Genomic DNA, 24,392 nt, shown 5'->3' on the forward strand with positions numbered 1-24,392 from the left:
AGTTGAGCCATGTTCGATGATATACTGAAGTCACAGTGCAAGCTGGTATGCTTGGGCGTCGGTGTCGGGGCGGGGATCATCGCGATCTACGCCGCCACCGGCAAGGTCGGGATCTTCGCGGCGCTTCTGCTGGGGCTGGCGATGGGCGTGTTCATGGCGCTGGTGCTGTTGCAGGTCTTCTGCACCGGCGAAAACGCGGATCTGGGGCAGATGGAGGAGATGCCCGAGGGAAGCGCGGCGGCAGCGGCATCGGGTGGCGGCAAGCCCTCTGGCCCGCCCAAGGCGAATGCACCGAAGGACCGCGGCACGCCTGCGCCGAAAGCGCCCGTGCCCAACCCGCCCAAGCCCAACCCGCCGATGGGGACCGAGCCCGAGCCGATCCTGCCGAACAAGGCCGATCCGCTGAACGCGCGCACCGGTATGGTCACCACTGCCGCGGCGGCAAGCACAAGTGCGGCAGCGGCGGGCAGCGACAAGGTTGCGATGCGGGCCGAGACGCATTCGGGCGGCAACGATGCGGCCACGGCGCAGGACCCGACCTTTACCTCGGCCACCACGGATGCCGAAGCGGGCGCCAAGGTGGACGCGGCGCCGAAGGCCGCGCCCAAACCGGCGAAAAAGACCAAGGCGAAGACGGCGGCGGCCAAGCCGAAGGCCAAGGCCGCGGACACGGGCGAAGAGAACGTGGGCACCAAGCCCGCCACCTTGGACGGACCGCGCGGCGGCAGCGCCGACAACCTGAAGGAAATCAAGGGCGTCGGGCCCAAGCTGGAAGGCGTGCTGCACGACATGGGGTTCTACCATTTCGACCAGATCGCCAACTGGACGGACCAGGAGGTGGCCTGGGTCGATGCGAACCTGATCGGTTTCAAGGGCCGGGTCAGCCGGGACAACTGGATCGACCAGGCGAAAACCCTGGCCGCGGGCGGCGAGACCGAGTTCTCGAAGCGCGTGGACAAGGGCAACGTGTACTGAATGAGCAAGGCGCATGAGCAACCGCGACCAAGTGCCGAAAAAGGGCCGACGCGCCGGGCTGGTGATTGCCGGAACGGGCGTGTTTTGGGTGCTGATCACCCTGATCGGCGAGAAGGAGGGGTTCAGCACCGAGCTGCGCCTCGCCTTCGACCTTGTGGCGCTGGCGGGGTTCTTGTTCGCCTTCTGGCTCATCTATCAAATCTGGCGCGACAGCCGGGGAAACTAGGGGTTATCTGATGCTGGACGATCAGGATCGTATCTTTACCAATCTCTACGGGATGCACGACCGCAGCCTGAAGGGCGCGCAGGCGCGTGGCCATTGGGACGGCACCAGGACCATCCTTGAAAACGGGCGCGAGTGGATCGTCGAGCAGATGAAGGCCAGCGGGCTGCGCGGCCGGGGCGGTGCGGGCTTTCCCACCGGGCTCAAGTGGTCGTTCATGCCCAAGGAAAGCGACGGGCGGCCCGCCTACCTGGTGGTCAATGCCGACGAATCCGAGCCAGGCACCTGCAAGGACCGCGAGATCATGCGGCACGATCCGCACACGCTGATCGAGGGGTGCCTGATCGCCAGCTACGCGATGCAGGCCCATGCGTGCTATATCTATATTCGTGGTGAATATATCCGCGAGCGCGAGGCGTTGCAGGCGGCCATCGACGAGGCCTACGAGGCCGGGCTGATCGGCAAGAACGCCTGCAAGTCGGGCTATGATTTCGACCTCTACCTGGCGCATGGCGCGGGGGCCTATATCTGCGGCGAGGAAACCGCGCTGCTGGAGAGCCTCGAAGGCAAGAAGGGGATGCCCCGGATGAAGCCGCCGTTTCCCGCCGGGGCGGGGCTGTATGGCTGCCCCACGACGGTGAACAACGTGGAGAGCATCGCGGTGGTGCCGACGATCCTGCGGCGCGGCGCGGACTGGTTCGCCGGGTTCGGGCGGCCCAACAACGCGGGCACCAAGATCTTTGCCGTGTCGGGCCATGTGAACAACCCGTGCGTGGTCGAGGACGCGATGTCGATCAGCTTTGAAGAGTTGATCGACAAGCATTGCGGCGGCATCAGAGGCGGCTGGGACAACCTGAAGGCGGTCATTCCCGGCGGCTCGTCCGTGCCGTGCGTGCGCGGCGAGAACATGAAGGACGCGATCATGGATTTCGACGCGCTGCGCGAGGTCGGATCGAGCCTGGGCACCGCAGCGGTGATCGTGATGGATCAGAGCACCGACATCATCAAGGCGATCTGGCGGCTGTCGAAATTCTACAAGCACGAAAGCTGTGGGCAATGCACGCCCTGCCGCGAGGGCACCGGCTGGATGATGCGGGTGATGGACCGGCTGGTGAAAGGCGAGGCGGAGGTCGAGGAGATCGACATGCTGTTCGACGTCACCAAGCAGGTCGAGGGGCACACGATCTGTGCCCTGGGCGATGCGGCGGCCTGGCCGATCCAGGGCCTCATTCGCAATTTCCGCGACGAGATCGAGGACCGCATCAAGGCGCAGAAGACGGGCCGCGTGTCCGCCGTTGCGGCGGAGTAGGGTGCCGATGGACGGAACATACCAACTGGCGCAGCTGAATGTCGGTCGCCTTGTCGCGCCCACGGACGACCCGCGCGTGGCGGAGTTCATGGGCGCGCTCGACCGGATCAACGGCATGGGCAAGCGGATGCCGGGATTCGTGTGGATGATGGAAGGCTCGGGCGAACCGGGCACGGGCAACACCGGGAATGCCATCGGCGGCGATCCGCGGTTCGTGGCCAACCTGACCGTCTGGGAGGACGTGGAGAGCCTGGAGAATTTCGTCTGGAACACCGTGCACCGGCAGTTCTATGAACGCCGGGCCGAGTGGTTCGAGGTGATGGGCGACATGCATTTCGTCATGTGGTGGGTGCCGCAGGGGCATCGGCCGACGCTGGGCGAGGCGCTGGAACGGCTGGACCACCTGAAGGCGCAGGGCGACAGCGACCATGCCTTTGGCTGGTCGTACCTGGAAGAGGCCAGGCTGTGGCGGACCCGCGGCTGCGCCCCGGTGGCGGCGGAATGACAAGAACGAAAGGCCTAAGAGCGTGAAGACGATGACACATATCCTGAGCGGGCGGGGGGCGCGGACCCTCGTGCTGGCGCTGATGGCGGGTGCGATGCTGGCGGGATGCGCCCGCAACGCCGATCGCGTCACGTTCAACGGCGTCTTCTACAAGCAGAAGTCCAAGGCCGCCTCGAAGGACAACCGCGAGCTGTTCGTGGTCACGGTGCCGCGGGTCAATCGCGGCTATGACGGCGCGCTGGCGGCGGGGGCCTACGAGGGCAAGCGGTACTGCGTGCAGAATTTCGGCACCTCCGAAATCGAATGGTACCGCAGCCCGCTGGCGCCGCGCGGCACGGTGCAGCCCGACGGCAACAAGCTGACCTTCACCGGGAAATGCGTTCTGTGGTAAATTCACCTTTCATATCAAGGGCATGGGCCGGCTGTTATTGCATAACAGCGGGATGCGCGTCCATCTGCGCAGCAGATGGCGCGGCGGATGGTCCGGGCGCCCTTCGTGAAAGGAAGAAGATATGAAACGTGTATCGAGCAAGATCGTGGGCCTGGCCCTGGGCGCGGCCCTGACGGCGGCGGCACTGCCCGCGCAGGCGGGATTGAAGGACGAGGCCGGGATCAACCAGGGGCTGCTCCACCTTGCGGCCGCCGACAAGATCCGCCGCGAATGCGGCAGCATCGGCGGGCGCTTGTTCCGGGCGCAATCCTATGCCAATGCGCTGAAGAAAGCGGCGGCCGAGCGCGGCTACAGCGAGGCCGAGATCGACGCGTATATCAACAACGACGCCAACAAGGCGGCCATGCGCGAGCGGCGCAACGCGTATTTCAAATCGAAAGGGGCCAGCAACCTTGACCCCGCAAGCCTGTGTGTTCTGGGCCAAGCCGAGATGGCGAATGGCAGCCAGATCGGGCAGCTTCTGAGAGCAAAGTGAGAGCTAATGTCTGACCTTCGCAAAATCATCATCGACGATCAGGAAGTGGAAGTGGACGGGGCGATGACCCTGATCCAGGCCTGCGAGCAGGTGGGGATCGAGATCCCGCGGTTCTGCTACCACGAGCGGCTGTCGATCGCGGGCAACTGCCGGATGTGTCTTGTGGAGGTTGTCGGCGGGCCGCCGAAACCGGCGGCCAGCTGCGCCATGCAGGTGCGCGATCTGCGGCCCGGTCCCGAGGGCCAGCCGCCGGTCGTGCGCACGAACAGCCCGATGGTCAAGAAGGCGCGTGAAGGCGTGATGGAGTTCCTGCTGATCAACCACCCGCTGGACTGCCCGATCTGCGACCAGGGCGGCGAGTGCGATTTGCAAGACCAGGCAATGGCTTATGGCGTGGACTTCAGCCGCTACCGCGAGCCCAAGCGCGCGACCGAGGACCTGAACCTGGGGCCGCTGGTGGAAACCCACATGACGCGCTGCATTTCCTGCACCCGCTGCGTGCGCTTCACCACCGAGGTGGCGGGGATCAACCAGATGGGCCAGACCGGTCGGGGCGAGGATGCCGAGATCACCGCCTATCTGGGCGAGACGCTGGACAGCAACATGCAGGGCAACATCATCGACCTGTGCCCCGTTGGGGCGCTGGTCAGCAAGCCTTATGCGTTCACGGCGCGTCCGTGGGAGTTGAGCAAGACGGAAACCATCGACGTGATGGATGCGCTGGGGTCCAACATCCGGGTGGATACCAAGGGGCGCGAAGTGATGCGCATCCTGCCGCGCAACCATGACGGCGTGAACGAGGAATGGATTTCCGACAAGACGCGCTTTGTCTGGGACGGCCTGCGCCGTCAGCGGCTGGACAGGCCCTACATCCGCGAGAACGGCAAGCTGCGCCCGGCCACCTGGCCCGAGGCGTTGGGCAAGGCCGCCGAGGCCATGAAAGGCAAGACCGTGGCGGGCCTCGTGGGCGACCTGGTGCCGATGGAGGCGGCGTTCGCGCTGAAACAACTGGTCGAGGGCCAGGGCGGGCGCGTGGAATGCCGTACGGACGGCGCGCACCTGGTGGCGGGCAACCGCTCGGCCTATGTGGGCACGGCGCGCATCGAGGATATCGACACGGCCAAGAAGATCGTGCTGATCGGCACCGACCCGGGCAACGAGTCGCCGGTGCTGAACGCGCGCATTCGCAAGGCGTGGCTGCGCGGCGCGGAGGTGACCCATGCCGGGCCCTCGGCGGAACTGACCTATGAGGCGACCGAGCTGGGCGCGCGCAACCGGGTGTTGCCGCAACTGCTGTCCGACGCCAAGGAGACCGAGGACGCGATCGTGATCGTCGGGCAGGGCGCGCTGATCGGCGATGGCGGGCCTGCGGCGCTGAGCACGGCGATGCAGCTGACCGAGAAGCTGGGCGGCAGGATGCTGGTGCTGCACACCGCCGCGTCGCGCGTGGGCGCGATGGATGCGGGCTGTGTGACCGAGGGCGGCGTGACGGCGGCGCTGGACGGGGCCGACGTGATCTATAACCTTGGCGCCGACGAGATCGAGATCGCGGAGGGGCCGCTGGTCATCTACCAGGGCAGCCATGGCGACCGGGGCGCGCATCGCGCCGACATCATCCTGCCTGCCGCCGCCTATACCGAGGAACAGGGTGTCTTCGTGAACACCGAAGGCCGTCCGCAGCTGGCGCTACGCGCGGGTCATCCGCCGGGCGAGGCCAAGGAGAACTGGGCGATTCTGCGGGCGCTGTCGGGCGAGATGGGCGCGGTGCTGCCCTTTGACAGCCTGGCGCAGCTGCGCCGCGCGCTGATCGAGGCGGTGCCGCATGTCGCGCAGATCGACGCGGTGCCGGAAAACGAGTGGACCATGGTGGAAAAGGTCGAGCCGTCGGCGGGCTCCATCGGGGCGGCCTTGGGCGATCACTACCTGACCAACCCGATCGCCCGCGCCAGCGCGCTGATGGCCGAGCTGAGCGCCAACGCCAAGGACCGCCGCGAAGCGCCGGTGGCCGCGGAATGACGCAAGCCGCGTTCGGCATATGGGCGCTGTCGGTCATGGCCTTTGCGGGCCTGGCCGCCTGTGCCGCGCCGGGTGCGGACCCGGAGGAGGCGTTCACCCCCGAGTACCGGGGAATCGAGACGCGCCTGCTGGACGGCGACCTGGTGAATTTCCGGGTGGAGATGGCCGGGGCGCGGGACGCCGAGGACGTGAGCCAATACGCCGAATGCGCGGCGGCCGAGTACACGCTGATTCGGGGATACGGATTTGCGCGCCACGTGCGCACGAATGTGGACGAACGGGGTGGCATCTGGACCGCAGATGCGGTTTACACCATCTCGCCGTCGCTGCCCGGCGGCATCATAAGGATCGACGCGGAAGTCGTGGCCGCCAACTGTGCGGAGAACGGGATACCGACGGTATGAGGGACGAATGGCTGAATTTCTGACAACCCCGTTTGGGACCTTTGTCCTGATCATGGCGCAGTGCCTTGCGGTGGTGGGCTTCGTGATGATCTCGCTGCTGTTCCTGGTGTACGGCGACCGCAAGATCTGGGCCGCGGTGCAGATGCGGCGGGGGCCGAACGTGGTGGGTGTCTATGGCCTGTTGCAGACGGTGGCCGACGCGCTGAAATACGTGGTCAAGGAAGTCGTGGTGCCCGCGGGCGCGGACCGCACCGTGTTCATGATGGCGCCGATGGCCAGTTTCGTGCTGGCGGTGCTGGCCTGGGCGGTGATTCCGCTGAATGACGGCTGGGTCCTGTCGGATATCAACGTGGCGGTCCTCTTTGTCTTTGCCGTGTCGTCGCTGGAGGTTTACGGCGTGATCATGGGCGGCTGGGCCTCGAACTCGAAATACCCGTTCCTGGGCTCGCTGCGCTCGGCGGCGCAGATGATTTCCTACGAGGTCAGCATCGGTCTGATCATCATCGGGGTGATCATCTCGACCGGGTCGCTGAACTTCGGGTCGATTGTGGCGGCGCAGGACACCAACTATGGCTTCTTCGGCTGGTACTGGCTGCCGCATCTGCCGATGGTGTTTTTGTTCTTCATCTCGTGCCTGGCGGAAACCAACCGCCCGCCCTTCGACCTGCCGGAAGCGGAATCGGAGCTGGTGGCGGGCTATCAGGTGGAATATTCCTCGACGCCTTTCCTGCTGTTCATGGCGGGCGAGTATATCGCGATCTTCCTGATGTGTGCGCTGACCAGCCTGCTGTTCTTCGGCGGGTGGCTGTCGCCCATCCCGGGCCTGCCCGATGGCGTGTTCTGGATGGTCGCGAAGATGGCGTTCTTCTTCTTCCTCTTCGCCATGGTGAAGGCGATCACGCCGCGCTACCGCTATGATCAGCTGATGCGGCTGGGGTGGAAGGTGTTCCTGCCGCTGAGCCTCGCCTGGGTGGTCATCGTGTCCTTCCTGGCGAAATTCGAAGTCTTCGGGTCGTTCTGGGCCCGCTACGCAATGGGAGGCTGACGACCATGACGCAGATCGATTACGGACGCGCGGCGGGGTACTTCCTGCTGAAGGATGTCTTCAACGGCTTCAAGCTGGGGTTCAAATACTTTTTTGCCCCCAAGGCGACGCTGAACTACCCGCACGAGAAGGGCCCGCTGAGCCCGCGGTTCCGGGGCGAGCACGCGCTGCGGCGCTATCCCAATGGCGAGGAGCGCTGCATTGCCTGCAAGCTGTGCGAGGCGATTTGCCCCGCGCAGGCGATCACCATCGACGCCGAGCCGCGCGACGACGGCAGCCGCCGCACCACGCGGTACGATATCGATATGACCAAGTGCATCTATTGCGGCTTCTGCCAGGAAGCCTGCCCGGTGGATGCCATTGTGGAGGGGCCGAATTTCGAGTTCGCCACCGAGACCCGCGAAGAGCTGTTCTATGACAAGCAGAAACTGCTGGAGAACGGCGAGCGGTGGGAAGCCGAGATCGCCCGTAACCTGGAAATGGACGCGCCTTACAGATGAGCAACCCCACGAACCCGTTCGAGGCCATGATGGCGCAGGCGCAGGAGATGGTGAAAACCATGAATCCGGCGCTGGAGTCGTTCTCGCCCAAGGGGTTCGAGGCGATGTGGCCGACCATGCCGAAGGAATTCATGGAGATGATGTTCGGCAAGGGCATCAGCAAGGACGGGCTGGACGCCAAGACGCGCCTGCTGATCACGCTTGCGGGGTTGACCATGCTGGGCGCGCAGAGCGATACGCAGATCAGGATGACCGTGCGCCACGCGCTGGAGGCGGGCGCCACGAAAGACGAGATTGCCGAGACCATCGCGATGATGGCGATGTTTGCCGGTATCCCGTCCATGAACCGGGCGATGGACTTCGCCCGCGAGGTCATGGACGAGGCCAAAGACGAGGACAGTGAGACATGACCATCGCAGCGTTTTCATTCTATCTCTTTGCGGTCTCGCTGCTGGCCGGCGGGTTGTTCACGGTGGTGAGCCGGAACCCGGTGCACTCGGTTCTGTGGCTGATCCTGGCGTTTTTGTCGGCTGCCGGTCTTTTCGTTCTTCTGGGCGCGGAGTTCGTGGCGATGCTCTTGATCATCGTCTACGTGGGCGCGGTGGCCGTGCTGTTCCTATTCGTGGTGATGATGCTGGACGTGGATTTCGCCGAGCTGAAGGCGGAGATGGCGAAATACATGCCGCTGGCCCTGCTGATCGGGATCATCCTGCTGATGCAGTTCGGCATTGCCTTCGGCAACTGGCAGATGGCCACGGATGCCGAGGGCGCGCGCGCCGCCGTCACGCCCACGGACCTAGAGAACACCAAGGCGCTGGGGATGCTGCTTTATGACAAGTATTTCCTGCTGTTCCAGCTTGCGGGTCTGATCCTGCTGGTGGCGATGATGGGCGCGATCGTGCTGACGCTGCGGCACCGCTCGGACGTCAAGCGGCAGGACGTGCTGGCGCAGATGTACCGCGATCCGGCCAAGGCGATGGAACTGAAAGACGTGAAACCGGGGCAGGGGTTGTAATGCCGCTGCCCGCGCCCCGGACCTGATCCGGGGCCTCCCGGACCAAGGTGTCCGGGCAAGAGACAAAGAGGTCCCGGGTCAGGCCCGGGACGGGATGAAAAGACAAACGAACGGGCGCGGCCCGGAGGGACGACATGATTGGACTGGAGCATTACCTGACGGTGGCGGCGGCGCTGTTCGTCATCGGGATTTTCGGGCTTTTCCTGAACAGGAAGAACGTGATCATCCTGCTGATGTCGATCGAGTTGATGCTGCTGTCGGTCAACGTGAACCTCGTGGCATTCTCCAGCTTCCTGGGTGACATGGTGGGGCAGGTCTTTACCCTGTTCGTGCTGACCGTGGCCGCCGCAGAGGCCGCCATTGGCCTCGCGATCCTGGTCTGCTTCTTCCGCAACCGCGGCACGATCGCCGTGGAAGACATCAACGTGATGAAGGGCTGAGGGCATGGAACAGATCATCCTATTCGGCCCGCTTCTGGGCGCCATCATCGCGGGCTTCGGCTGGCGCGTCATCGGGGATGCGGGCGCGCAGTGGGTGACCACGGGGCTTCTGTTCCTGTCGGCGCTGCTAAGCTGGATCGTGTTCTTCAGCTTTGACGGGACGACGCAGTACATCCACATCCTCGACTGGATCCAGTCGGGCGATCTGGACGTAGCGTGGTCGATCCGGCTGGACCGGCTGACGGCGATCATGCTGATCGTGATCACCTCGGTGTCGGCATTGGTGCATCTTTATTCCATGGGCTACATGGCCCATGACGAGAATTTCCGCGACGAAGAGAGCTATCGCCCGCGTTTCTTTGCCTATCTAAGCCTGTTTACCTTTGCCATGCTGATGCTGGTGACGGCGGACAACCTGGCGCAGATGTTCTTTGGCTGGGAGGGCGTGGGCCTGGCGTCGTACCTGCTGATCGGGTTCTATTTCCGCAAGCCAAGCGCCAATGCCGCGGCCATCAAGGCCTTCGTGGTAAACCGGGTGGGGGATTTCGGCTTCGCACTTGGGATCTTCGCGTTGTTCTTCCTGACCGGCTCGATCAATTTCGACGACGTGTTTGCCGCAGCGCCCGAGTTGGCGAATACGCAACTGACGTTCCTTTGGACGGAGTGGAACGCGGCGAATCTGATTGCTTTCCTGCTGTTCGTCGGCGCGATGGGGAAATCGGCGCAGCTTTTCCTGCACAACTGGTTGCCGGACGCGATGGAAGGCCCGACGCCGGTGTCGGCGCTCATTCACGCGGCGACCATGGTGACGGCGGGCGTGTTCCTGGTGTGCCGCATGTCGCCGCTGATGGAATTCGCGCCGCAAGCGCTGGCCTTCGTGACGGTGCTGGGGGGCATGACGGCGTTTTTTGCAGCGACCGTGGGGCTGGTGCAGAACGACATCAAGCGCGTCATCGCCTATTCGACCTGTTCGCAGCTGGGCTATATGTTCGTGGCGGCGGGCGTGGGCGCTTATTCAGTCGCGATGTTCCACCTGTTCACCCACGCGTTTTTCAAGGCGATGTTGTTCCTTGGCGCGGGCTCGGTCATCCACGGGATGCATCACGAGCAGGACATGCGGAACTATGGCGGACTGCGCAAGAAGCTGCCCTACACGTTCTGGGCCATGCTGATCGGGACGCTGGCGATCACCGGCGTGGGCATTCCGCTGACCACGATCGGCTTTGCCGGGTTCCTGTCGAAGGACGCGATCATCGAGAGCGCCTACGCGGGCACGGCCGGTGGCTTTGCCTTCTGGGCACTCGTCATCGCGGCGCTCTTCACCAGTTTCTACAGCTGGCGGCTGATGTTCCTGACCTTCTGGGGCGAGCCGCGGGGCGACAAACACACGCACGAGCACGCGCATGAAAGCCCGATGGTGATGGTGGCGCCGCTGGGCGTGCTGGCGCTTGGGTCGATCTTTGCGGGCATGATCTGGTACAACAGCTTCTTTGGGCATACCGACCAGGTGGCGAAGTTCTTTGGCGTGCCCTATGCGGAAGAGCAGCATCACGAGGAAGGGGCCGGGGACCACGGTGAAGAGAGTGCGGCGGCCGACGAGAGCCATGCCGAAGAGGGCGAGGCCCATGCCGAGGCCGAGGGCGGTTACGGCGAAGAGCATCACTATGTCTTCACCGGCGAGCCGGGCGAGGGCGCGATCTATGCCGCCGAGGGGAACACGATCCTGAACGATGCCCACGCGGTGCCGAAATGGGTCAAGGTCAGCCCCTTCGTGGCGATGATCATCGGCTTCCTGACGGCGCTGTGGTTCTACATCCTGAACCCGTCGATCCCCGGACGACTGGCCGAGAACCAGCGCCCGCTGTACCTGTTCCTGCTGAACAAGTGGTATTTCGACGAGATCTACGACTTCGTCTTCGTGCGGCCGGCGAAACGGCTGGGCGGTTTCCTGTGGAAGAAGGGTGACGGCAACGTCATCGACGGCACCATCAACGGGGTCGCGATGGGGATCATCCCGTTCTTCACCCGCCTCGCCGGCAGGGCGCAGTCGGGATACATCTTTACCTATGCGTTCGCCATGGTCATCGGGATCGCGGTGCTTGTGACGTGGATGAGCCTGAGCGGGGGAGCGAACTAATGGAAAACCTGCTTTCCATCACCACTTTCATCCCCGCCATCGCGGCCTTCATCCTGGCCGTGTTCCTGCGCGGCGAGGACGAGGCGGCGCAGCGCAACGCCAAGTGGGTGGCGCTGATCGCCACGGGCCTGACCTTTCTGGTGTCGCTGTTCATCCTCTTTGATTTCGATCCCAACAACACCGGTTTCCAGTTCGTGGAAGAGCGCGAGTGGCTGCTGGGTCTGCAATACAAGATGGGCGTGGACGGGATCAGCGTTCTGTTCGTGATGCTGACCACGTTCATGATGCCGATCACCATCGCCGCGTCGTGGAACGTGACGCACCGGGTGAAGGAATACATGATCGCCTTCCTTCTGCTGGAAACGCTGATGCTGGGCGTGTTCATGGCGCTGGACCTGGTGCTGTTCTACCTCTTCTTCGAGGCCGGGCTGATCCCGATGTTCCTGATCATCGGGATCTGGGGCGGCAAGGAGCGGATCTACGCATCCTTCAAGTTCTTCCTCTACACCTTCCTGGGCTCGGTGCTGATGCTGGTGGCGATGGTCGCCATGTTCGCCGAGGCGGGCACGACGGATATTCCGACGCTGATGACCCATGCCTTCGGGTCCGAGGATTTCTTTGTTCTTGGCGTGCAGATCGTGGGCGGGATGCAGACGCTGCTGTTCATCGCGTTCTTCGCCAGCTTTGCCGTCAAGATGCCGATGTGGCCGGTGCATACCTGGCTGCCGGACGCGCACGTGCAGGCGCCTACCGCCGGCTCGGTCGTGCTGGCGGCGATCCTGCTGAAGATGGGCGGCTATGGCTTCCTGCGGTTCAGCCTGCCGATGTTCCCGGTGGGGTCCGAGGTTCTGACGCCGCTGGTGTTGTGGATGTCGGCCATCGCCATCGTCTATACCTCGCTGGTCGCACTGGCGCAGGAGGACATGAAGAAGCTGATCGCCTACTCGTCGGTGGCCCACATGGGATACGTCACCATGGGCATTTTCGCGGCGAACCAACAGGGGATCGACGGCGCGATCTTCCAGATGCTGAGCCACGGCTTCATCTCGGGCGCGCTGTTCCTGTGCGTGGGCGTGATCTATGACCGGATGCACACGCGCGAGATCGATGCCTATGGCGGCCTCGTGAACCGGATGCCCGCCTATGCGCTGATCTTCATGCTCTTCACCATGGCCAATGTCGGCCTGCCGGGCACGTCCGGGTTCATCGGGGAGTTCCTGACGCTGATGGGGATCTTCAAGGTCAACACCTGGGTCGCGCTGGTGGCCACGTCGGGCGTGATCCTGTCGGCGGCCTATGCGCTGTGGCTTTACCGCCGGGTGGTGCTGGGCGACCTGATCAAGGAAAGCCTGAAGTCGATCAAGGACATGACCCGGCGCGAGAAGGCGATTTTCGCCCCGCTGGTGGTGATGACCTTGCTGCTGGGCGTCTATCCCAGCCTTGTGACCGACATCATCGGCCCCTCGGTCGAGGCGCTGATTTCCAACTATGAAACGGCCCTGGTCGACGCGGAGAGCGCGACCAAGCTGGCCGCTGCAACGGAGTAGTCCCATGCAGGCAGACCTGAATGTAATCCTGCCGGAGATCCTGATCTCGGTATACGCGATGGCGGCGATGCTGGGCGTGGCCTATACCGGCAAGGACCGCTTTGCGCCGCTGCTGGTGTGGATCACGGCGGCGGTCTTCGTGGTGATGGCGGCCTGGATCGGGTTTTCCGGCGAGGGCACGCGCACGGCCTTTGGCGGCATGTTCAACGATGACGGGTTCGCGCGGTTCGCCAAGGTGGCGGTGCTGCTGTCCGCGGCGGCGGTTCTGCTGATGGGGCAGGACTACATGGCGCGGCGCGACATGCTGCGGTTCGAGTATCCGCTGCTGGTGGCGCTGGCGGCCGTGGGCATGATGATGATGGTCAGCGCGGGCGACCTGATGGCGCTTTACATGGGGCTGGAGTTGCAGTCGCTGGCGCTCTACGTCGTGGCCTCGCTGCGGCGGGACAGCGTGAAGTCGACCGAGGCGGGGCTGAAATACTTCGTGCTGGGCGCGCTGAGCTCGGGCATCCTCCTGTACGGGGCCTCGCTGGTTTACGGCTATACCGGCACGACGCTGTTTTCCGGGATCATCGCGTCGGCCGAGGGACAGGCGCCCATTGGCCTGTTGATCGGGCTGGTCTTCGTGCTGGCGGGGCTCGCGTTCAAGGTCTCTGCCGTGCCGTTCCACATGTGGACGCCGGATGTCTACGAAGGGTCACCCACGCCGATCACGGCCTTCTTCGCCACGGCGCCCAAGATGGCGGCGATGGCGCTTTTCGCCCGCGTGGCGCATGATGCGTTCGGCGGCGTGGTGGGCGACTGGCAGCAGGTGATCGCGGTGCTGTCGCTGTTGTCGATGTTCCTGGGCGGGATCGCCGCCATCGGCCAGACCGACATCAAGCGGCTGATGGCCTATTCGTCGATCGCGCATATGGGATACGCCCTGATGGGGCTGGCCGCGGGCACGGCGTTCGGCGTGCAGGCGATGCTGGTCTACATGGCGATTTACGTGACGATGAACGTGGGCACCTTCGCCTTTATCCTGTCGATGGAACGCGACGGGCGGCCGGTGACGGATATCGCCAGCCTGAACCTCTACAGCCGCGCCCATCCGGGCCGGGCGCTGGCGATGCTGATCCTGATGTTCAGCCTTGCGGGCGTGCCGCCTTTCCTGGGGTTCTTCGGCAAGCTCTACGTGCTGCGGGCCGCATATGACGGCGGGCTTGCCTGGCTGGCGGTGGCCGGTGTGATCGCGTCGGTGATCGGGGCGTTCTATTACCTGCGCATCGTCTTTTTCATGTATTTCGGCGAAGAGGGCGAACCGCTGGAGGCCGGCAAGTCGCCGGTTCTGTGGGGCTTCCTGATGGTATCGGCGGCGATCATGGTCGTGGGGATGCTGAACATGTTCGGTGTCGAGGCCATGGCGCAGGCGGCGGCGGCGACGCTGGTCGACTGAACCGGATCGCAGCCTGGAAAAAGGGGACGCGCCGATGGCGCGTCGCTTTGTTTTTCGGGCGCCTCCGTCGGGAGTGATTTTCGAACGGTATTACCTAATTACATCGGGAGTCTGAGGCTTGAGGGCGTGTCGCAATCCCTCGTGCTGCCCAGGGAAACGTCACTGTCATATCTGATCGACAATGATGTTCGGAACAATGCCGGATCGCGTGATGGCATCGCCTTCGTTTATCCCGACCAGTGACCCGAAGCCGGTTACCAGGGCAGTGCCAAATCCCATGTGCCGTCCGCCCAGAATGTCGGTGTGCAGGGTGTCGCCGACCATGAGGACACGCGATGGCGGGGGCCTCACCGGCAGGCGCGACAGGGCGATGTCGTATATGCTGGCAAAGGGCTTGCCCAGAAAATCGAGACTGCCCAGCCCGAGGTCGGCGAGCCGGTGCGCGTAGTAGCCGGGCTCCAGCGACAGGGTGAGCTCGCGCGGGGCCACGATGTCGGGATTGCCGACGACGACGGGGCGGGGCCGCTTGACCAGCGCGTCTTCCAGAAGGCGCTGGCGGTCTTCCGTCCAGCCGTCCGAGCCGATCAAGAGGACTCCCTCCACGGCGTCGTAAGCATCGGCGTCGTCTTTCAGAAACGTCGTGCGGATGCTGTCGAATTCCTCGGTCCCGTAGGTGTCCGAGAGCATGAGGCCCCAGTGTCTTGGCGGGGCATCGGCAAGATACGCCAACAGAGTGTCACGACTGGTCACGACCTCCTCGGGCGCGAAATCAAACCCGAGACGGGCGTAGCTTTCCACCATCAGGCGTTTGGGATAGCCCGCGGAGTTCGACACAACCATCACCGTCTTGCCCGCCATACGCAGCGCCGCGATGCGCTCGGTCGCGCCCGGAATGGGCGCCTCGCCCACGTTCAGGACGCCATAGGCATCGAGCAGGATCACGTCATAGGGGTCTGCCACATCCGCAAGCGTCTGCGCACGGACCGGCGTGCCGGAAAACTCCGCCGACGGCAGGCGGTGTCGGATGTCGAGGTAGACCTCGAACGCCTCGGCGGTCCCCTGGATCACAGGATACGGCGGCGCAGGAAGGCCGAGACAACCTCTCCGAGGATCACCAGCACCAGGATCGCGATCAGCACGGTCGCGGCCTCGGGCCAGTTGAACGTGTCGATTGCGCCCTGCAGGATGATGCCGATGCCGCCGGCGCCGACAAGTCCCAGCACGGTGGATTCGCGCAGGTTGATGTCCCAGCGCAGGATTGACACGGCCCAGAACGTGGGCATGACCTGCGGTATGATGGCGTAGACGATGACCTTGAAGCGCGACGCGCCGGTGGCTTCCAGCGCCTCGACCGGGCGTCTGTCGATCTCTTCGATGGCCTCGCCCAGCAACTTGCCTATGAAGCCGATGGAGCGGAACATGATCGCCACGATCCCGGCCAGAACGCCGGGCCCGAAGATCGCCACGAAGAGCAGCGCCCAGATGATGGTGTTGACCGACCGCGACGTGACCAGGATGAGCCGTCCCAGCCAGAGCGTCGCGCGGTTGGGGGTCGTGTTCTGCGCGGCGATATAGGCGACCGGCAGCGACATGAAGACGGCTATGATTGTGGCGATGGTTGCGATGTTGACCGTCTCGACCAGGACCCGCAGGATCGTCCAGAGATTGGTCGCGTCGGGCGGATACATGCGCCCGAAAAGGTCGCCCATCTGTTGGGGCGAATCCCAGACCCAGGCCCAGACGACCTCGATCGAGGTCAGCGCCCAGGCGATGGCCGCGGCGCAGACGGCGAAAATGCCGAACCGCCGGGCCTTCTGCCTTGGCGTGTAGCGCGACCAGTCCTCGCGGCCGAACTGCTCGGATATGCTGTTCATCCCACTCGCTTCCTGATGTAGCCCGAGACGCCTTCCGACACGAGGATCACCGCGACGATGACGATGGTGATCGCGAAAGCGAAGTCATAGTCGTAGCGCCCGAAGGCATTGGCGAGGGTTGCGCCGATGCCGCCCGCCCCGACGATGCCCACCACGGCGGAGGCGCGGAGGTTCGAATCCAGCTGGTAGATCGTCAGGCCGATCTGGCGCGGCATGATTTGCGGGAAGATCGCGTAGAACAGGGTCGAGAGATATGGCGCACCGGCGGCGCGGGTCGCCTCGACCTGGCCCATGTCGATTTCCTCGATCCGCTCGGCCAGCAACTTGGCGACGAAACCGATGGAATAGACCACCAGCGTCAGGACCCCTGCAAACGGTCCAAAACCCACGGCCTTGACGAAGATGATGGCGACGATCACCGGGTGGAAACTGCGTGCCACGATGATGATGAAGCGCCCCAGGTAGAAGATGGGCAAAGGGGCCACGTTGCACGCGGCCATGAAGGCGATCGGGATGGACAGGATGACACCGCCCGCTGTCGCGAGAATGGCGATCTTGATGCTTTCGAGAAAGCCGTCGATCAGCAATCCGCTGCGCTCGAAGCTTGGGGGGATCGCTCCGCCGAAGATGCGTCCGGCGCGGTCCACGCCTTCGACGACGCGTTGCCAGTCGATGGGGATCGTGGCGATCACCCAGACCACGTAAATCAGCGCCCCGATATAGACAGACCAGCGAAGCCACCGATTGGCGATGAAGGGCGGTCGGCGCCATGTGTCGGGATGGTTGCTCATTGCGCGACCACCGGATCCGTACTGCGATCCGCGTGCGGGCTGCCGGAATAGATCTGGTCCATGGCCTCCTGATCCAGCCGGGCCGGGACGTCGTCGAATATGATCCGTCCGTACCGCATCCCGACGATGCGGTCCGTGTACTCCTTGGCCTCGGTCACGTTGTGGATGTTGATCACGACGGGCAGCTTCAACTCGCCCGCGAGGTCACGCAGAAGGCCCATGATTTATTCGGACGTCTTGGGGTCGAGCGAGGCCGTCGGCTCGTCCGCAAGCAGGATATCGGGATCTTGCATGAGGGCGCGCACGACGCCGACGCGCTGTCGTTCGCCGCCCGATAGCTGGTCGGCGCGCTTGTTGGCGTAATGCGCGATGCCGACGCGTTCCATCAGTTCGTAGGCGCGGCGAATGTCCGCCTTGGGATAACGCCGCAGGATCGCGGCCCATGTCGGGATATAGCCCAGCCGACCCGACTGGACGTTCTCCATCACCGTCAGCCGGTCCACGAGGTTGAAGCCCTGGAACACCATCCCGATCTTGCGCCGCGCCGCGCGCAGCTTGGCACCCCGCAGATGCGTCAGTTCGGTCCCGTTGAGATTGATACTTCCCGACGTCGGTTCGACCAGCCGGTTGATGCAGCGCAGGAGTGTCGACTTGCCCGCGCCCGACGAGCCGATGATCGACACGACGGTCTGCCCCTCGATCGTCAGATCGAGATCCTTGAGGACCGGGTCACCGCCATCGTAGCGCTTGACCAGGTCGGTAATCTTCAACATTCGCGTGTTCCTCCGGACGAGGACCGGCACGAAGCGCGCCGGTCCTGTCGATATGGCGCATTATTCCGCAGCAAGCCCCTGCGGCGTATACTCGACGCCGTTGGCCTTCTGGATCTGGCGGATGACGCGCCATTGATCCTTGTAGGTGATCGGAATGAATTTCGACACGCCGGTGAACTCTTCGCCCAGTGCGGTGCCTTCGAAGTCGAAGCTGAAGAACGCGTCTTCGATGCTCTTCTTCAGCTCGGGCGTCAGGTCATGCGCGTAGGCGTAGGAGGTGGTCGGGAACGGATCGCTTTCCCAGACGATGCGAACGTCCTCGGGATCGTAAAGGCCGCGCTCGGCCATCCGGTCGACCACCTCGGACGCGACGGGTGCGGCGTCATAGTCGCCTGCCACCACGCCCAGCATCGACTGATCGTGGCTGCCGGAATAGGTCACTTCATAGTCCTGGTCCGGGACGACACCGAGGTCGGGGAACAGGGCCCTTGGCGCCTGGTTGCCCGTGTTGGATGTCGGAGAGGTGTGTGCGATGCGCTTGCCGGCCATGTCGGCCACTTCCTTGATGTCGCTGTCGGCCTGCGTGTAGATCTGCAGCTTGTAGCCGAACTGACCGTCATCGGCCCCCATGATCGCGAAGGGAACGGCCCCTGCGAGGTTCACCGCGAAAGGCGTCGGGCCGGTCGAGAAGCCCGCGATATGCAGGCGTCCCGAGCGCATGGCCTCGACCTCGGCAGAGTTCGACTGAACCGCAAAGAATTGCACGTCCTTGCCGGTCTTTTCCTCCAGATGCTCGATGAAGGGCGTCCAGATATCCTCGTAGATCGCCGGGTCCTCCACCGGCGTGTAGGCAAAGATCAGCGTGTCGGGGTCGCGCAGGGCGCCTTCATCCTCGGGCGCGTCGGCAACGAGGTCGCCGTCCGCGTCGGTGTACTGGCTGTCGAGATGGGCGGTCTCTTCTTCCTGCGCGAACGCCGCGTCGGCGGACAGCGCGATCACGGCAGATAGCGTCGCCCCGTAGGTCAAGATCCTGTTCATCATGTATCCTCCCATTTGGTATTTTGTCTGCAAACGTTTCCCGGATGCAATTGTGTGAGCACGGCACTATTATCGAAAACTTGCAATGTTTGTCTGGGGATGCCGCCTTTGCCGGTCCCGAGGGAAATTGCGAGCGGTTTGAATTTTCGGTCAGCAGGAATACGGTATTGCGGTCGGCGATGACGCGTTCCATTTGCCCTTGGTGACGCAACGAAAGACCTGTGAGGAAAGACCTGTGAGTACATGAAAATCAGCCAGTTCTCAGGATTGCTTCGCCAGGCACGCCACAATGTCGAGATGACCTTTGTCGTCATTCTGAGCGTCATCGTTGCGGCGACCTGGGCGCTGTCCGAACTTGTCGACGAAGTTGTCGAAGGCGCGACCAGCGATATCGACCGCGACATCCTGCTGATGTTGCGGAGCACCGACGATCTTTCGGATCCGATTGGCCCGTGGTGGCTCGAAGAGATGGGGCGCGATTTCACCGCGTTGGGGGGAGTCGCGGCACTGACGCTCATGACGCTGGTCGTGTCGGTCTTTTTCCTGCTGCTGAGGCGATGGACGACGACGATCTATATCCTGGTCTCCGTGGGTGGTGGCATTCTGATCAGCAGTTTTGCGAAGGAATTCTTCGACCGCTCACGGCCCGACCTCGTGCCGCACGGGTCGCTCGTGCATAGTGCCAGTTTCCCCTCGGGCCATTCGATGATGGCGGCGGTCGCATACCTGACGATGGGGGTTCTGATCGCCCGCGTGCAGCCGCGTTTCCATCTCAAGGTTTATGTCATGAGCGTCGCGGTCCTGCTGACGGTATTGGTCGGCGTCAGCCGGGTCTATCTGGGCGTGCACTGGCCGACCGACGTTGCCGCTGGCTGGCTGGCGGGTGGGGCCTGGGCAATGGTCTGCCTGATCTTTGCACGCAACCTTTCGGATGGTGGACATTCGACGCGGCATCCGGTCGGCGGCGCGCCGGCCAGCACGGACGCGCGGTTGGATATGTCGCCCGACGAGTGACCGTGACAGCGTCAGAGTGCGGACACGCCGATCACGTGCGGATGGGCCAGCAAGAGCGCGGCGAAGGCCGCAAGGCCCGCGAGCAGCCGGATGAGCAGGCCGGACCAGGAGTGCGGCGCATGAAGCCGTGGCCCAGCCTTGCGTGCGGTGTCCAGCCTGGCCCAGAGGGATGTTCCGAGCACCCGTCGTTTGCGCCGGTCGAGCACGGCGCGACCGGCGAGAGCGAAGCCGCCCAGCATGCCGAACAGAATAACATGCGCAAGGTCTCCGTTGGGTAGAAGGTGGACACCAGCCCACAGCGCCAGCGCCAGCAGGACAGGGTGCCGTGTCCAGCCTACGATGCCGGGACGGGATGCGTCGAAACACGCGTTCCGCGCGCCGCCGAAGGAAAATGGATTCGGTCGCCCGATGCTCAGTGCGAGGACGAGGCAGACAGACAGCATCCCCAGATGTGCGGCATGGCGGTGCCATTCCATCTGCGGCCAGAGCTGAACGTAGGGTGCCTCGCCGGCGGACCAGATCAGCAGCGCCAGCATCCCGGTCGAAAGGGCGGAGTAGGCCATCCCGAAGCCGCGCGTGCCGATTTTCCCCGCAATCCGGGACTTGATTGCGGGGCGCACGGGGATCGAGTGCGTCAGGAAGAAGGCCGCGAAGACGGCCGCAAATCCGGTCCATCCCATGTTACTTCTCCGGTTTCGGGCGCAGGAGTGACGGGCCGTAGCCGATTGCGAACCCCACGAAGGCCGCCAGCCAGAGCGCCCCTGACACATGCATGAGTCCCGGATGGATCGAGGCGCCGAACCGGGCGAGGACCGAGCCGAAGAGACAGAGATAAATCGCAACGGTCGCCCGGTTCGCGGTGAGGCTCTGCCCGGTGTGGCCCAGGCTGGCGCGGGTCATCACGGCGAGGGTCGTCGCGCCGATGGCCCCGGCCATCCAGAGGTGCTGCGCACCGGCGGTGCCCGGATGGCCCAGGATCTGGTCGAGCCCGAGCGCGAAGGCACCCAGCGGGATGAACAGGTAGGCCGCGTGCAGCACCCACAACAGCGGTTCGCGCAGGGTATGATGTGGCTGCCAGCGGGCCTGCCGGGCAAGGTGCAGGCCGCCTAGAACGATCAGCGCCGCGCCGGTTTGTGTTGCAAACGGCCGGACGACCCAATGCGTCAGGATCACCATGCTGGCCAGCAGTACGATCTTGTCGAAGCGTTGCATCGGCGGGGCGGGACGCGCCGGATCGTCGTGCTGCGCCAGCCAGTTGCGGGTGAAGGACGGGATGATCCGCCCGCCGATCACGGCGATCATCATGATGCCGGTCGCAAGGCCGAGGCGCAGGCCGAAGCCTTGGGTTGCGTAAGCCCCCGTAAGGGCCTCGATATGGAAAATCCCGTTGGACAGCGTGAAGACGGCCAGAAGGCCCAGCACGACCAGGTTGCGCCAGTTTCGGCCCGCCACGATCTCGCGCAGGATCAGGCCGCCCAGCACCAGCGGAAAGGCCAGGTCGATGACCGGCGCGACTGCCGAGGGCAGGTGGCCCGAGACCAGCACCGCCACGCGCCCTGCAGCCCAGAGCGCGAAGAGCGCCGCCAACCGCCAGCCCACCATCGGCAAGCGGCCGGTCCAGTTCGGCACTGCCGTCAGCAGGAAGCCTGCCAGGACCGCGCCGAGATAGCCGAACAGGAATTCATGCGCATGCCACGACACCGGGTCGAAGCGCGTCGGCAGCGTAATCGTCCCCGAGAGGGCGGGCAGCCACAAGAGCATCGCCAGCGCGACCCAAAGCGCCCCGAACAGGAAGAAGGGCCGGAAGCCGAAGCTGAAGAGCGCCGGGCCCTGCCACGCCCGCATCTGTTCTGCCGATGTCTTTGCCATCATCGCTGTCCCGTTCTGGTGCGCAGGGTCTTGAGCACCGTTCCGTCCTCGGAACAGGTCAGGCGCACGCGCATGTCATCGTGAAAAAAACTGAGCCGCATCTTCCCGGCGTCGTCGTCCGCGCCGGTTTCCAGCCGGGTCGTGATCCGGCCGTCGCGCATCCTGTCGCGCACCTCTTCCGGGGTCAGGTCCAGCAGCCCGGCGAGGTCGGCCGCGTCGATCACGGGCTGGCCGGTCTGCATGTCGATCTTCATGACGCCTCCTTTCCCTCCGCGACATCCATCAGGTGACGGATATGCCGCGCGAAATACCACGTCGCGGGCGCCCCGATACCACAGCCCAGTCCCAGCGACCACGCCGTCGAGGCGACCGGCGCACCGAGCCAGCTGAAGATCAGCGAGGCGAAGAAGACGTTGACCGCCGCCGCGCCCGCGCCGAACGGGTAGAGCGCCAGCGCGATGCGCCGGGTGGACCACCCCTGCCGGGTCATCTGCGCGACACCAGTCTGTGCACCGCGATCATCGATGCGAGGAGCGCGATGCAGGCCATCGCGTACCAGAACTCGGCGGTGGCCGACTGGGCTTGCGGGATGGGCCGGTCGAAGCTCTCGGCAATCGCGGGCGAAGCGAAGAGCGTGGCGAAGGGAAGGATCAGTCTGCGCATGTCAGGTCTCCTGCGTCAGGGTGCGGTAGATGTCGGGCAGGGCCCGGGTCAGGCGTTCGGGATCGGGCAACAGGGTAAAGCCGCCGCGCCCGAAGATACGGGCGAACCAATCCTGGCCGTCCTCGTCGATGATGATGCCATGCAGGCTTTGCCCGGCATTGCGGGCCTCGCGCACGGCCATGTGGCTGTCCTCGATGCCGTGTTGCCCCTCGTAATGGTCAAGGTCGTTGGGCTTGCCGTCGGTCAGCACGATCAGCAGCTTGCGGGCGCTTGGCTGGTCGGCCAGTTGGGCGCTGACATGGCGGATCGCGACGCCGAGGCGGGTGTAGTGGCCGGGGCTGAGCGAGCCGATATTAGCGGTGACGTCCGGCGACATGGGGGCGTCGAAATCCTTGCAGCATGTCAGGAAGACGCGGTCGCGGCGCAGGGACGAGAACCCCCAGATGCCCAGGCGGTCGCCCGCCGCGTCGATGCCCCCGGCAAGTGCCGCCATCGCCTCGCGCGCAACCTCGATCACCGAGGTGTCGCCGATGGCGGCCTCGGTCGAGCGGGAGGTGTCGATCAGGAATGCCACGGAGAGGTCCCGGTCGGTCTGGCGGGCAGATTGCCAGATGCGGTCCGAGCCGCGCCCGGTGGCGGCCAGGTCGGCGCGGGCGGTCAGCAGGGCGTCGAGGTCAAGTTCGGAGCCGTCCACCTGGCGCGGTTGCAGGATCCGGCGCGGGCGCAGCGCCTCGAACTGGCGGCGGACCTCGCGCATGCGGCGGGCATCGGGCACGAATGGCGCACCGCCGGGCCGCGCGGGCGCGTCGAGCACACGGCAATGGCCGGGCATGTAGCTGCGGCTGCGGTGGTTCCATTCGGCATAGGTGTATTCCCCGGCCAGCGCCTCGTGATCGGCATCGGCTGGCGACAGATCGAGATGCAGGCGCAGGCGGGTGGCGGCCTTGCGGTCGTGTTTCGACAGGGTGATCCGGTCCTGGTCGTCGGCGGCCTTCTGGGCGTTCTCGTCGTCGTCATCGTCGACGCTGCGGTTGATATTCATCGACTCGACCCATGACAGAATCGACTCGAAACGGTGGATGATGAAGCTGTCCTTGCGGTTCTGCTGATCCTGGTCCTTGCGCTCTCCCGGTTTGCGGGAGGTATGGGCGGCGTCTGGCGGGGGTGCTGCCGGATCGGCCTCTTCGTCGCCCGCCGGGGCGCCGGAGCCGGGGTCGGCGAAACGCAGCCAGATCGGCACGGGTGCCGCGGGCATGTAGCCGCGCGGGGCCGGGGTGGGCGCAAGCGCCGGTCTCGCCCCGAAAAGCTGATCGAGAATGGCGGCTTCCATGGCCGCCTCCTGCGCCGGGCGGAGGACGTTCGGACGTGTCTCGGCGCAGAACAAGGCCATCTGCGCATAGCTTTGCCGCAGGCCGGGGCAGGTGGCATAGGCCGCGTCAGCCGCCGCAATGTTGGCCCGGATCTGGGCGCAGTCGAGGGCGGGGCCGCCTGCGGCGAAGTCGAAGGCGCCGATGTCGGAGCAGGCCGCCAGTGCAGTCAGCCAGAAATAGGCCGCACGGTTGAGGGCGGGGTCCGGAAAGGCGGCGATGAAGGGCGGCAGGGCCAGCCGCTCGCCGTCGAACCGGGCGACCCATTCGTGATCGCGCTCGGCCCCCAGCTTGCGCCGCAGGGGCCGACGGTGGCGCACCAGCGACGCGGCGACCTCGGACAGTTCGACCCCCGGCGCGCCGCCCAGCGACCGGAACAGCACGGCAAGGCTTGAGCGGACCGAAGCGAGCGTGACGCTCGCATCGGGGTAGCTGACCTCGGCCCCGATCCGGCTGGCCATGTCATGCCAGAGGTTGCCGACGGTCTCTTCCGGTTCCATGAGATCGAGAAGGTGCATCGCGC

27 protein-coding genes and 1 pseudogene are annotated in these 24,392 nt (G+C 64.6%); 17 read left to right on the top strand and 11 right to left on the bottom strand.

The genetic code is table 11. The features are described 5' to 3' along the window. Positions 1-9: 9 nt before the first annotated feature. The 16 genes from FIU85_RS22385 to nuoN all read left to right on the top strand — a co-directional run bounded on the left by FIU85_RS22385 (position 10) and on the right by nuoN (position 14,480). Complete coding sequence (locus tag FIU85_RS22385) at positions 10-975, top strand: hypothetical protein (RefSeq protein WP_254702953.1); 966 nt, start codon at positions 10-12, stop codon at positions 973-975. A 13-nt stretch (positions 976-988) separates the two neighbouring features. Further along, complete coding sequence (locus tag FIU85_RS19090) at positions 989-1,201, top strand: DUF5337 domain-containing protein (RefSeq protein ID WP_152498021.1); 213 nt, start codon at positions 989-991, stop codon at positions 1,199-1,201. Positions 1,202-1,211: 10 nt separating this feature from the next. Then, positions 1,212-2,507, top strand: coding sequence for an NADH-quinone oxidoreductase subunit NuoF (gene nuoF, locus FIU85_RS19095; RefSeq protein ID WP_152498022.1), 1,296 nt, complete (start codon positions 1,212-1,214; stop codon positions 2,505-2,507). Positions 2,508-2,514: 7 nt separating this feature from the next. Beyond that, on the top strand, positions 2,515-3,012 hold the full coding sequence (locus FIU85_RS19100; protein ID WP_152498023.1) for a DUF3291 domain-containing protein: 498 nt from the start codon (positions 2,515-2,517) through the stop codon (positions 3,010-3,012). Positions 3,013-3,043: 31 nt separating this feature from the next. After that, a complete protein-coding gene (locus FIU85_RS19105; RefSeq protein ID WP_152498024.1) occupies positions 3,044-3,403 on the top strand; it encodes a hypothetical protein in 360 nt (119 codons plus the stop codon). A 121-nt stretch (positions 3,404-3,524) separates the two neighbouring features. Continuing rightward, a complete protein-coding gene (locus FIU85_RS19110; RefSeq protein ID WP_152498025.1) occupies positions 3,525-3,938 on the top strand; it encodes a DUF5333 domain-containing protein in 414 nt (137 codons plus the stop codon). A gap of 6 nt (positions 3,939-3,944) precedes the next feature. Beyond that, positions 3,945-5,954 carry an NADH-quinone oxidoreductase subunit NuoG gene (gene nuoG / locus FIU85_RS19115; protein ID WP_152498026.1) on the top strand — a complete coding sequence of 670 codons (2,010 nt, stop codon included), beginning with the start codon at positions 3,945-3,947 and terminating at the stop codon, positions 5,952-5,954. Between the two features lie 35 nt (positions 5,955-5,989). Further along, positions 5,990-6,358: a hypothetical protein gene (locus tag FIU85_RS19120; protein ID WP_172978195.1), complete on the top strand. Its 369-nt coding sequence runs from the start codon at positions 5,990-5,992 to the stop codon at positions 6,356-6,358. A 7-nt stretch (positions 6,359-6,365) separates the two neighbouring features. Continuing rightward, positions 6,366-7,403, top strand: a complete 1,038-nt coding sequence (nuoH, locus tag FIU85_RS19125; protein ID WP_152498027.1) for an NADH-quinone oxidoreductase subunit NuoH — start codon at positions 6,366-6,368, stop codon at positions 7,401-7,403. Between the two features lie 5 nt (positions 7,404-7,408). After that, a complete protein-coding gene (gene nuoI / locus FIU85_RS19130) occupies positions 7,409-7,903 on the top strand; it encodes an NADH-quinone oxidoreductase subunit NuoI (RefSeq protein WP_103761514.1) in 495 nt (164 codons plus the stop codon). Next, positions 7,900-8,313, top strand: coding sequence for a carboxymuconolactone decarboxylase family protein (locus FIU85_RS19135; RefSeq protein ID WP_152492836.1), 414 nt, complete (start codon positions 7,900-7,902; stop codon positions 8,311-8,313). The genes nuoI and FIU85_RS19135 overlap by 4 nt, the downstream gene beginning before the upstream one ends. Next, positions 8,310-8,918, top strand: a complete 609-nt coding sequence (locus FIU85_RS19140) for an NADH-quinone oxidoreductase subunit J (protein ID WP_152492835.1) — start codon at positions 8,310-8,312, stop codon at positions 8,916-8,918. The genes FIU85_RS19135 and FIU85_RS19140 overlap by 4 nt, the downstream gene beginning before the upstream one ends. Before the next feature lie 134 nt (positions 8,919-9,052). Further along, positions 9,053-9,358: an NADH-quinone oxidoreductase subunit NuoK gene (nuoK, locus tag FIU85_RS19145; RefSeq protein WP_152498028.1), complete on the top strand. Its 306-nt coding sequence runs from the start codon at positions 9,053-9,055 to the stop codon at positions 9,356-9,358. Between the two features lie 4 nt (positions 9,359-9,362). Continuing rightward, the gene (gene nuoL, locus FIU85_RS19150; protein WP_152498029.1) at positions 9,363-11,495 is read left to right on the top strand and encodes an NADH-quinone oxidoreductase subunit L; all 2,133 of its coding nucleotides are present in this window, start codon (positions 9,363-9,365) and stop codon (positions 11,493-11,495) included. Further along, positions 11,495-13,042 carry an NADH-quinone oxidoreductase subunit M gene (locus FIU85_RS19155; protein WP_152498030.1) on the top strand — a complete coding sequence of 516 codons (1,548 nt, stop codon included), beginning with the start codon at positions 11,495-11,497 and terminating at the stop codon, positions 13,040-13,042. The genes nuoL and FIU85_RS19155 overlap by 1 nt, the downstream gene beginning before the upstream one ends. Positions 13,043-13,046: 4 nt before the next feature. Beyond that, complete coding sequence (nuoN, locus tag FIU85_RS19160; protein ID WP_152498031.1) at positions 13,047-14,480, top strand: NADH-quinone oxidoreductase subunit NuoN; 1,434 nt, start codon at positions 13,047-13,049, stop codon at positions 14,478-14,480. 165 nt (positions 14,481-14,645) lie between these two features. Here the strand turns inward: nuoN and FIU85_RS19165 are convergent, their stop codons facing one another. The 5 genes and pseudogenes from FIU85_RS19165 to phnD all read right to left on the bottom strand — a co-directional run bounded on the left by FIU85_RS19165 (position 14,646) and on the right by phnD (position 18,956). Continuing rightward, entirely contained in the window at positions 14,646-15,548 is a 903-nt protein-coding gene (locus FIU85_RS19165) for a TIGR01459 family HAD-type hydrolase (protein WP_152498032.1), read from the bottom strand. Further along, entirely contained in the window at positions 15,545-16,354 is an 810-nt protein-coding gene (phnE, locus tag FIU85_RS19170; RefSeq protein WP_152498033.1) for a phosphonate ABC transporter, permease protein PhnE, read from the bottom strand. The genes FIU85_RS19165 and phnE (FIU85_RS19170) overlap by 4 nt, the downstream gene beginning before the upstream one ends. After that, positions 16,351-17,145, bottom strand: a complete 795-nt coding sequence (gene phnE / locus FIU85_RS19175) for a phosphonate ABC transporter, permease protein PhnE (RefSeq protein WP_152498034.1) — start codon at positions 17,143-17,145, stop codon at positions 16,351-16,353. Before phnE (FIU85_RS19175) ends, phnE (FIU85_RS19170) begins: the two co-directional genes overlap by 4 nt. Beyond that, positions 17,142-17,918 (bottom strand): annotated as a pseudogene (phnC, locus tag FIU85_RS19180) (phosphonate ABC transporter ATP-binding protein). Before phnC ends, phnE (FIU85_RS19175) begins: the two are co-directional and overlap by 4 nt. A 60-nt stretch (positions 17,919-17,978) precedes the next feature. Continuing rightward, a complete protein-coding gene (gene phnD, locus FIU85_RS19185) occupies positions 17,979-18,956 on the bottom strand; it encodes a phosphate/phosphite/phosphonate ABC transporter substrate-binding protein (RefSeq protein WP_172978929.1) in 978 nt (325 codons plus the stop codon). Between the two features lie 243 nt (positions 18,957-19,199). Between phnD and FIU85_RS19190 the strand changes: the two genes are divergently transcribed. Continuing rightward, positions 19,200-19,970 carry a phosphatase PAP2 family protein gene (locus tag FIU85_RS19190; RefSeq protein ID WP_152498036.1) on the top strand — a complete coding sequence of 257 codons (771 nt, stop codon included), beginning with the start codon at positions 19,200-19,202 and terminating at the stop codon, positions 19,968-19,970. Positions 19,971-19,981: 11 nt separating this feature from the next. Here FIU85_RS19190 and FIU85_RS19195 read toward each other — a convergent pair whose 3' ends face one another. From FIU85_RS19195 to FIU85_RS19220, 6 genes are read right to left on the bottom strand one after another with little or no spacing between them, the layout of a single operon-like run. Next, the gene (locus tag FIU85_RS19195) at positions 19,982-20,650 is read right to left on the bottom strand and encodes an NnrU family protein (RefSeq protein WP_152498037.1); all 669 of its coding nucleotides are present in this window, start codon (positions 20,648-20,650) and stop codon (positions 19,982-19,984) included. Position 20,651: 1 nt separating this feature from the next. Beyond that, entirely contained in the window at positions 20,652-21,839 is a 1,188-nt protein-coding gene (locus tag FIU85_RS19200; RefSeq protein ID WP_152498038.1) for an NnrS family protein, read from the bottom strand. After that, positions 21,839-22,093: a DUF6522 family protein gene (locus FIU85_RS19205; protein WP_152498039.1), complete on the bottom strand. Its 255-nt coding sequence runs from the start codon at positions 22,091-22,093 to the stop codon at positions 21,839-21,841. The genes FIU85_RS19200 and FIU85_RS19205 overlap by 1 nt, the downstream gene beginning before the upstream one ends. Next, the gene (locus tag FIU85_RS19210) at positions 22,090-22,329 is read right to left on the bottom strand and encodes an NnrT protein (protein ID WP_152492821.1); all 240 of its coding nucleotides are present in this window, start codon (positions 22,327-22,329) and stop codon (positions 22,090-22,092) included. The genes FIU85_RS19205 and FIU85_RS19210 overlap by 4 nt, the downstream gene beginning before the upstream one ends. Beyond that, on the bottom strand, positions 22,326-22,502 hold the full coding sequence (locus FIU85_RS19215) for a protein NnrT (RefSeq protein ID WP_152492820.1): 177 nt from the start codon (positions 22,500-22,502) through the stop codon (positions 22,326-22,328). The genes FIU85_RS19210 and FIU85_RS19215 overlap by 4 nt, the downstream gene beginning before the upstream one ends. A 1-nt stretch (position 22,503) precedes the next feature. After that, positions 22,504-24,387 (bottom strand): nitric oxide reductase activation protein NorD, encoded by a 1,884-nt coding sequence (locus FIU85_RS19220; protein WP_152498040.1) that lies wholly within the window; start codon positions 24,385-24,387, stop codon positions 22,504-22,506. Positions 24,388-24,392 lie beyond the last annotated feature (5 nt).

Origin of the sequence: Roseovarius sp. THAF8, from assembly GCF_009363735.1 — a bacterium.
In the GTDB taxonomy this organism is placed as follows: Bacteria; Pseudomonadota; Alphaproteobacteria; order Rhodobacterales; family Rhodobacteraceae; genus Roseovarius.

Bases quoted from the DNA above. Each gene is read 5' to 3' on its own strand.
- FIU85_RS19120 (WP_172978195.1), top strand. From the start codon at position 5,990: ATGGCCTTTGCGGGCCTGGCCGCCTGTGCCGCGCCGGGTGCGGACCCG.
- FIU85_RS19135 (WP_152492836.1), top strand. From the start codon at position 7,900: ATGAGCAACCCCACGAACCCGTTCGAGGCCATGATGGCGCAGGCGCAG.
- FIU85_RS19205 (WP_152498039.1), bottom strand. From the start codon at position 22,093: ATGAAGATCGACATGCAGACCGGCCAGCCCGTGATCGACGCGGCCGAC.
- FIU85_RS19190 (WP_152498036.1), top strand. From the start codon at position 19,200: ATGAAAATCAGCCAGTTCTCAGGATTGCTTCGCCAGGCACGCCACAAT.
- nuoK (WP_152498028.1), top strand. From the start codon at position 9,053: ATGATTGGACTGGAGCATTACCTGACGGTGGCGGCGGCGCTGTTCGTC.
- nuoL (WP_152498029.1), top strand. From the start codon at position 9,363: ATGGAACAGATCATCCTATTCGGCCCGCTTCTGGGCGCCATCATCGCG.
- nuoH (WP_152498027.1), top strand. From the start codon at position 6,366: ATGGCTGAATTTCTGACAACCCCGTTTGGGACCTTTGTCCTGATCATG.
- FIU85_RS19100 (WP_152498023.1), top strand. From the start codon at position 2,515: ATGGACGGAACATACCAACTGGCGCAGCTGAATGTCGGTCGCCTTGTC.
- FIU85_RS19220 (WP_152498040.1), bottom strand. From the start codon at position 24,387: ATGCACCTTCTCGATCTCATGGAACCGGAAGAGACCGTCGGCAACCTC.
- nuoI (WP_103761514.1), top strand. From the start codon at position 7,409: ATGACGCAGATCGATTACGGACGCGCGGCGGGGTACTTCCTGCTGAAG.
- phnE (WP_152498033.1), bottom strand. From the start codon at position 16,354: ATGAACAGCATATCCGAGCAGTTCGGCCGCGAGGACTGGTCGCGCTAC.
- FIU85_RS19210 (WP_152492821.1), bottom strand. From the start codon at position 22,329: ATGACCCGGCAGGGGTGGTCCACCCGGCGCATCGCGCTGGCGCTCTAC.
- FIU85_RS19140 (WP_152492835.1), top strand. From the start codon at position 8,310: ATGACCATCGCAGCGTTTTCATTCTATCTCTTTGCGGTCTCGCTGCTG.
- FIU85_RS19105 (WP_152498024.1), top strand. From the start codon at position 3,044: ATGACACATATCCTGAGCGGGCGGGGGGCGCGGACCCTCGTGCTGGCG.
- phnD (WP_172978929.1), bottom strand. From the start codon at position 18,956: ATGAACAGGATCTTGACCTACGGGGCGACGCTATCTGCCGTGATCGCG.
- FIU85_RS19200 (WP_152498038.1), bottom strand. From the start codon at position 21,839: ATGGCAAAGACATCGGCAGAACAGATGCGGGCGTGGCAGGGCCCGGCG.
- FIU85_RS19215 (WP_152492820.1), bottom strand. From the start codon at position 22,502: ATGCGCAGACTGATCCTTCCCTTCGCCACGCTCTTCGCTTCGCCCGCG.
- phnE (WP_152498034.1), bottom strand. From the start codon at position 17,145: ATGAGCAACCATCCCGACACATGGCGCCGACCGCCCTTCATCGCCAAT.
- FIU85_RS19155 (WP_152498030.1), top strand. From the start codon at position 11,495: ATGGAAAACCTGCTTTCCATCACCACTTTCATCCCCGCCATCGCGGCC.
- nuoF (WP_152498022.1), top strand. From the start codon at position 1,212: ATGCTGGACGATCAGGATCGTATCTTTACCAATCTCTACGGGATGCAC.
- FIU85_RS19195 (WP_152498037.1), bottom strand. From the start codon at position 20,650: ATGGGATGGACCGGATTTGCGGCCGTCTTCGCGGCCTTCTTCCTGACG.
- nuoN (WP_152498031.1), top strand. From the start codon at position 13,047: ATGCAGGCAGACCTGAATGTAATCCTGCCGGAGATCCTGATCTCGGTA.
- nuoG (WP_152498026.1), top strand. From the start codon at position 3,945: ATGTCTGACCTTCGCAAAATCATCATCGACGATCAGGAAGTGGAAGTG.
- FIU85_RS19110 (WP_152498025.1), top strand. From the start codon at position 3,525: ATGAAACGTGTATCGAGCAAGATCGTGGGCCTGGCCCTGGGCGCGGCC.
- FIU85_RS19090 (WP_152498021.1), top strand. From the start codon at position 989: ATGAGCAACCGCGACCAAGTGCCGAAAAAGGGCCGACGCGCCGGGCTG.
- FIU85_RS22385 (WP_254702953.1), top strand. From the start codon at position 10: ATGTTCGATGATATACTGAAGTCACAGTGCAAGCTGGTATGCTTGGGC.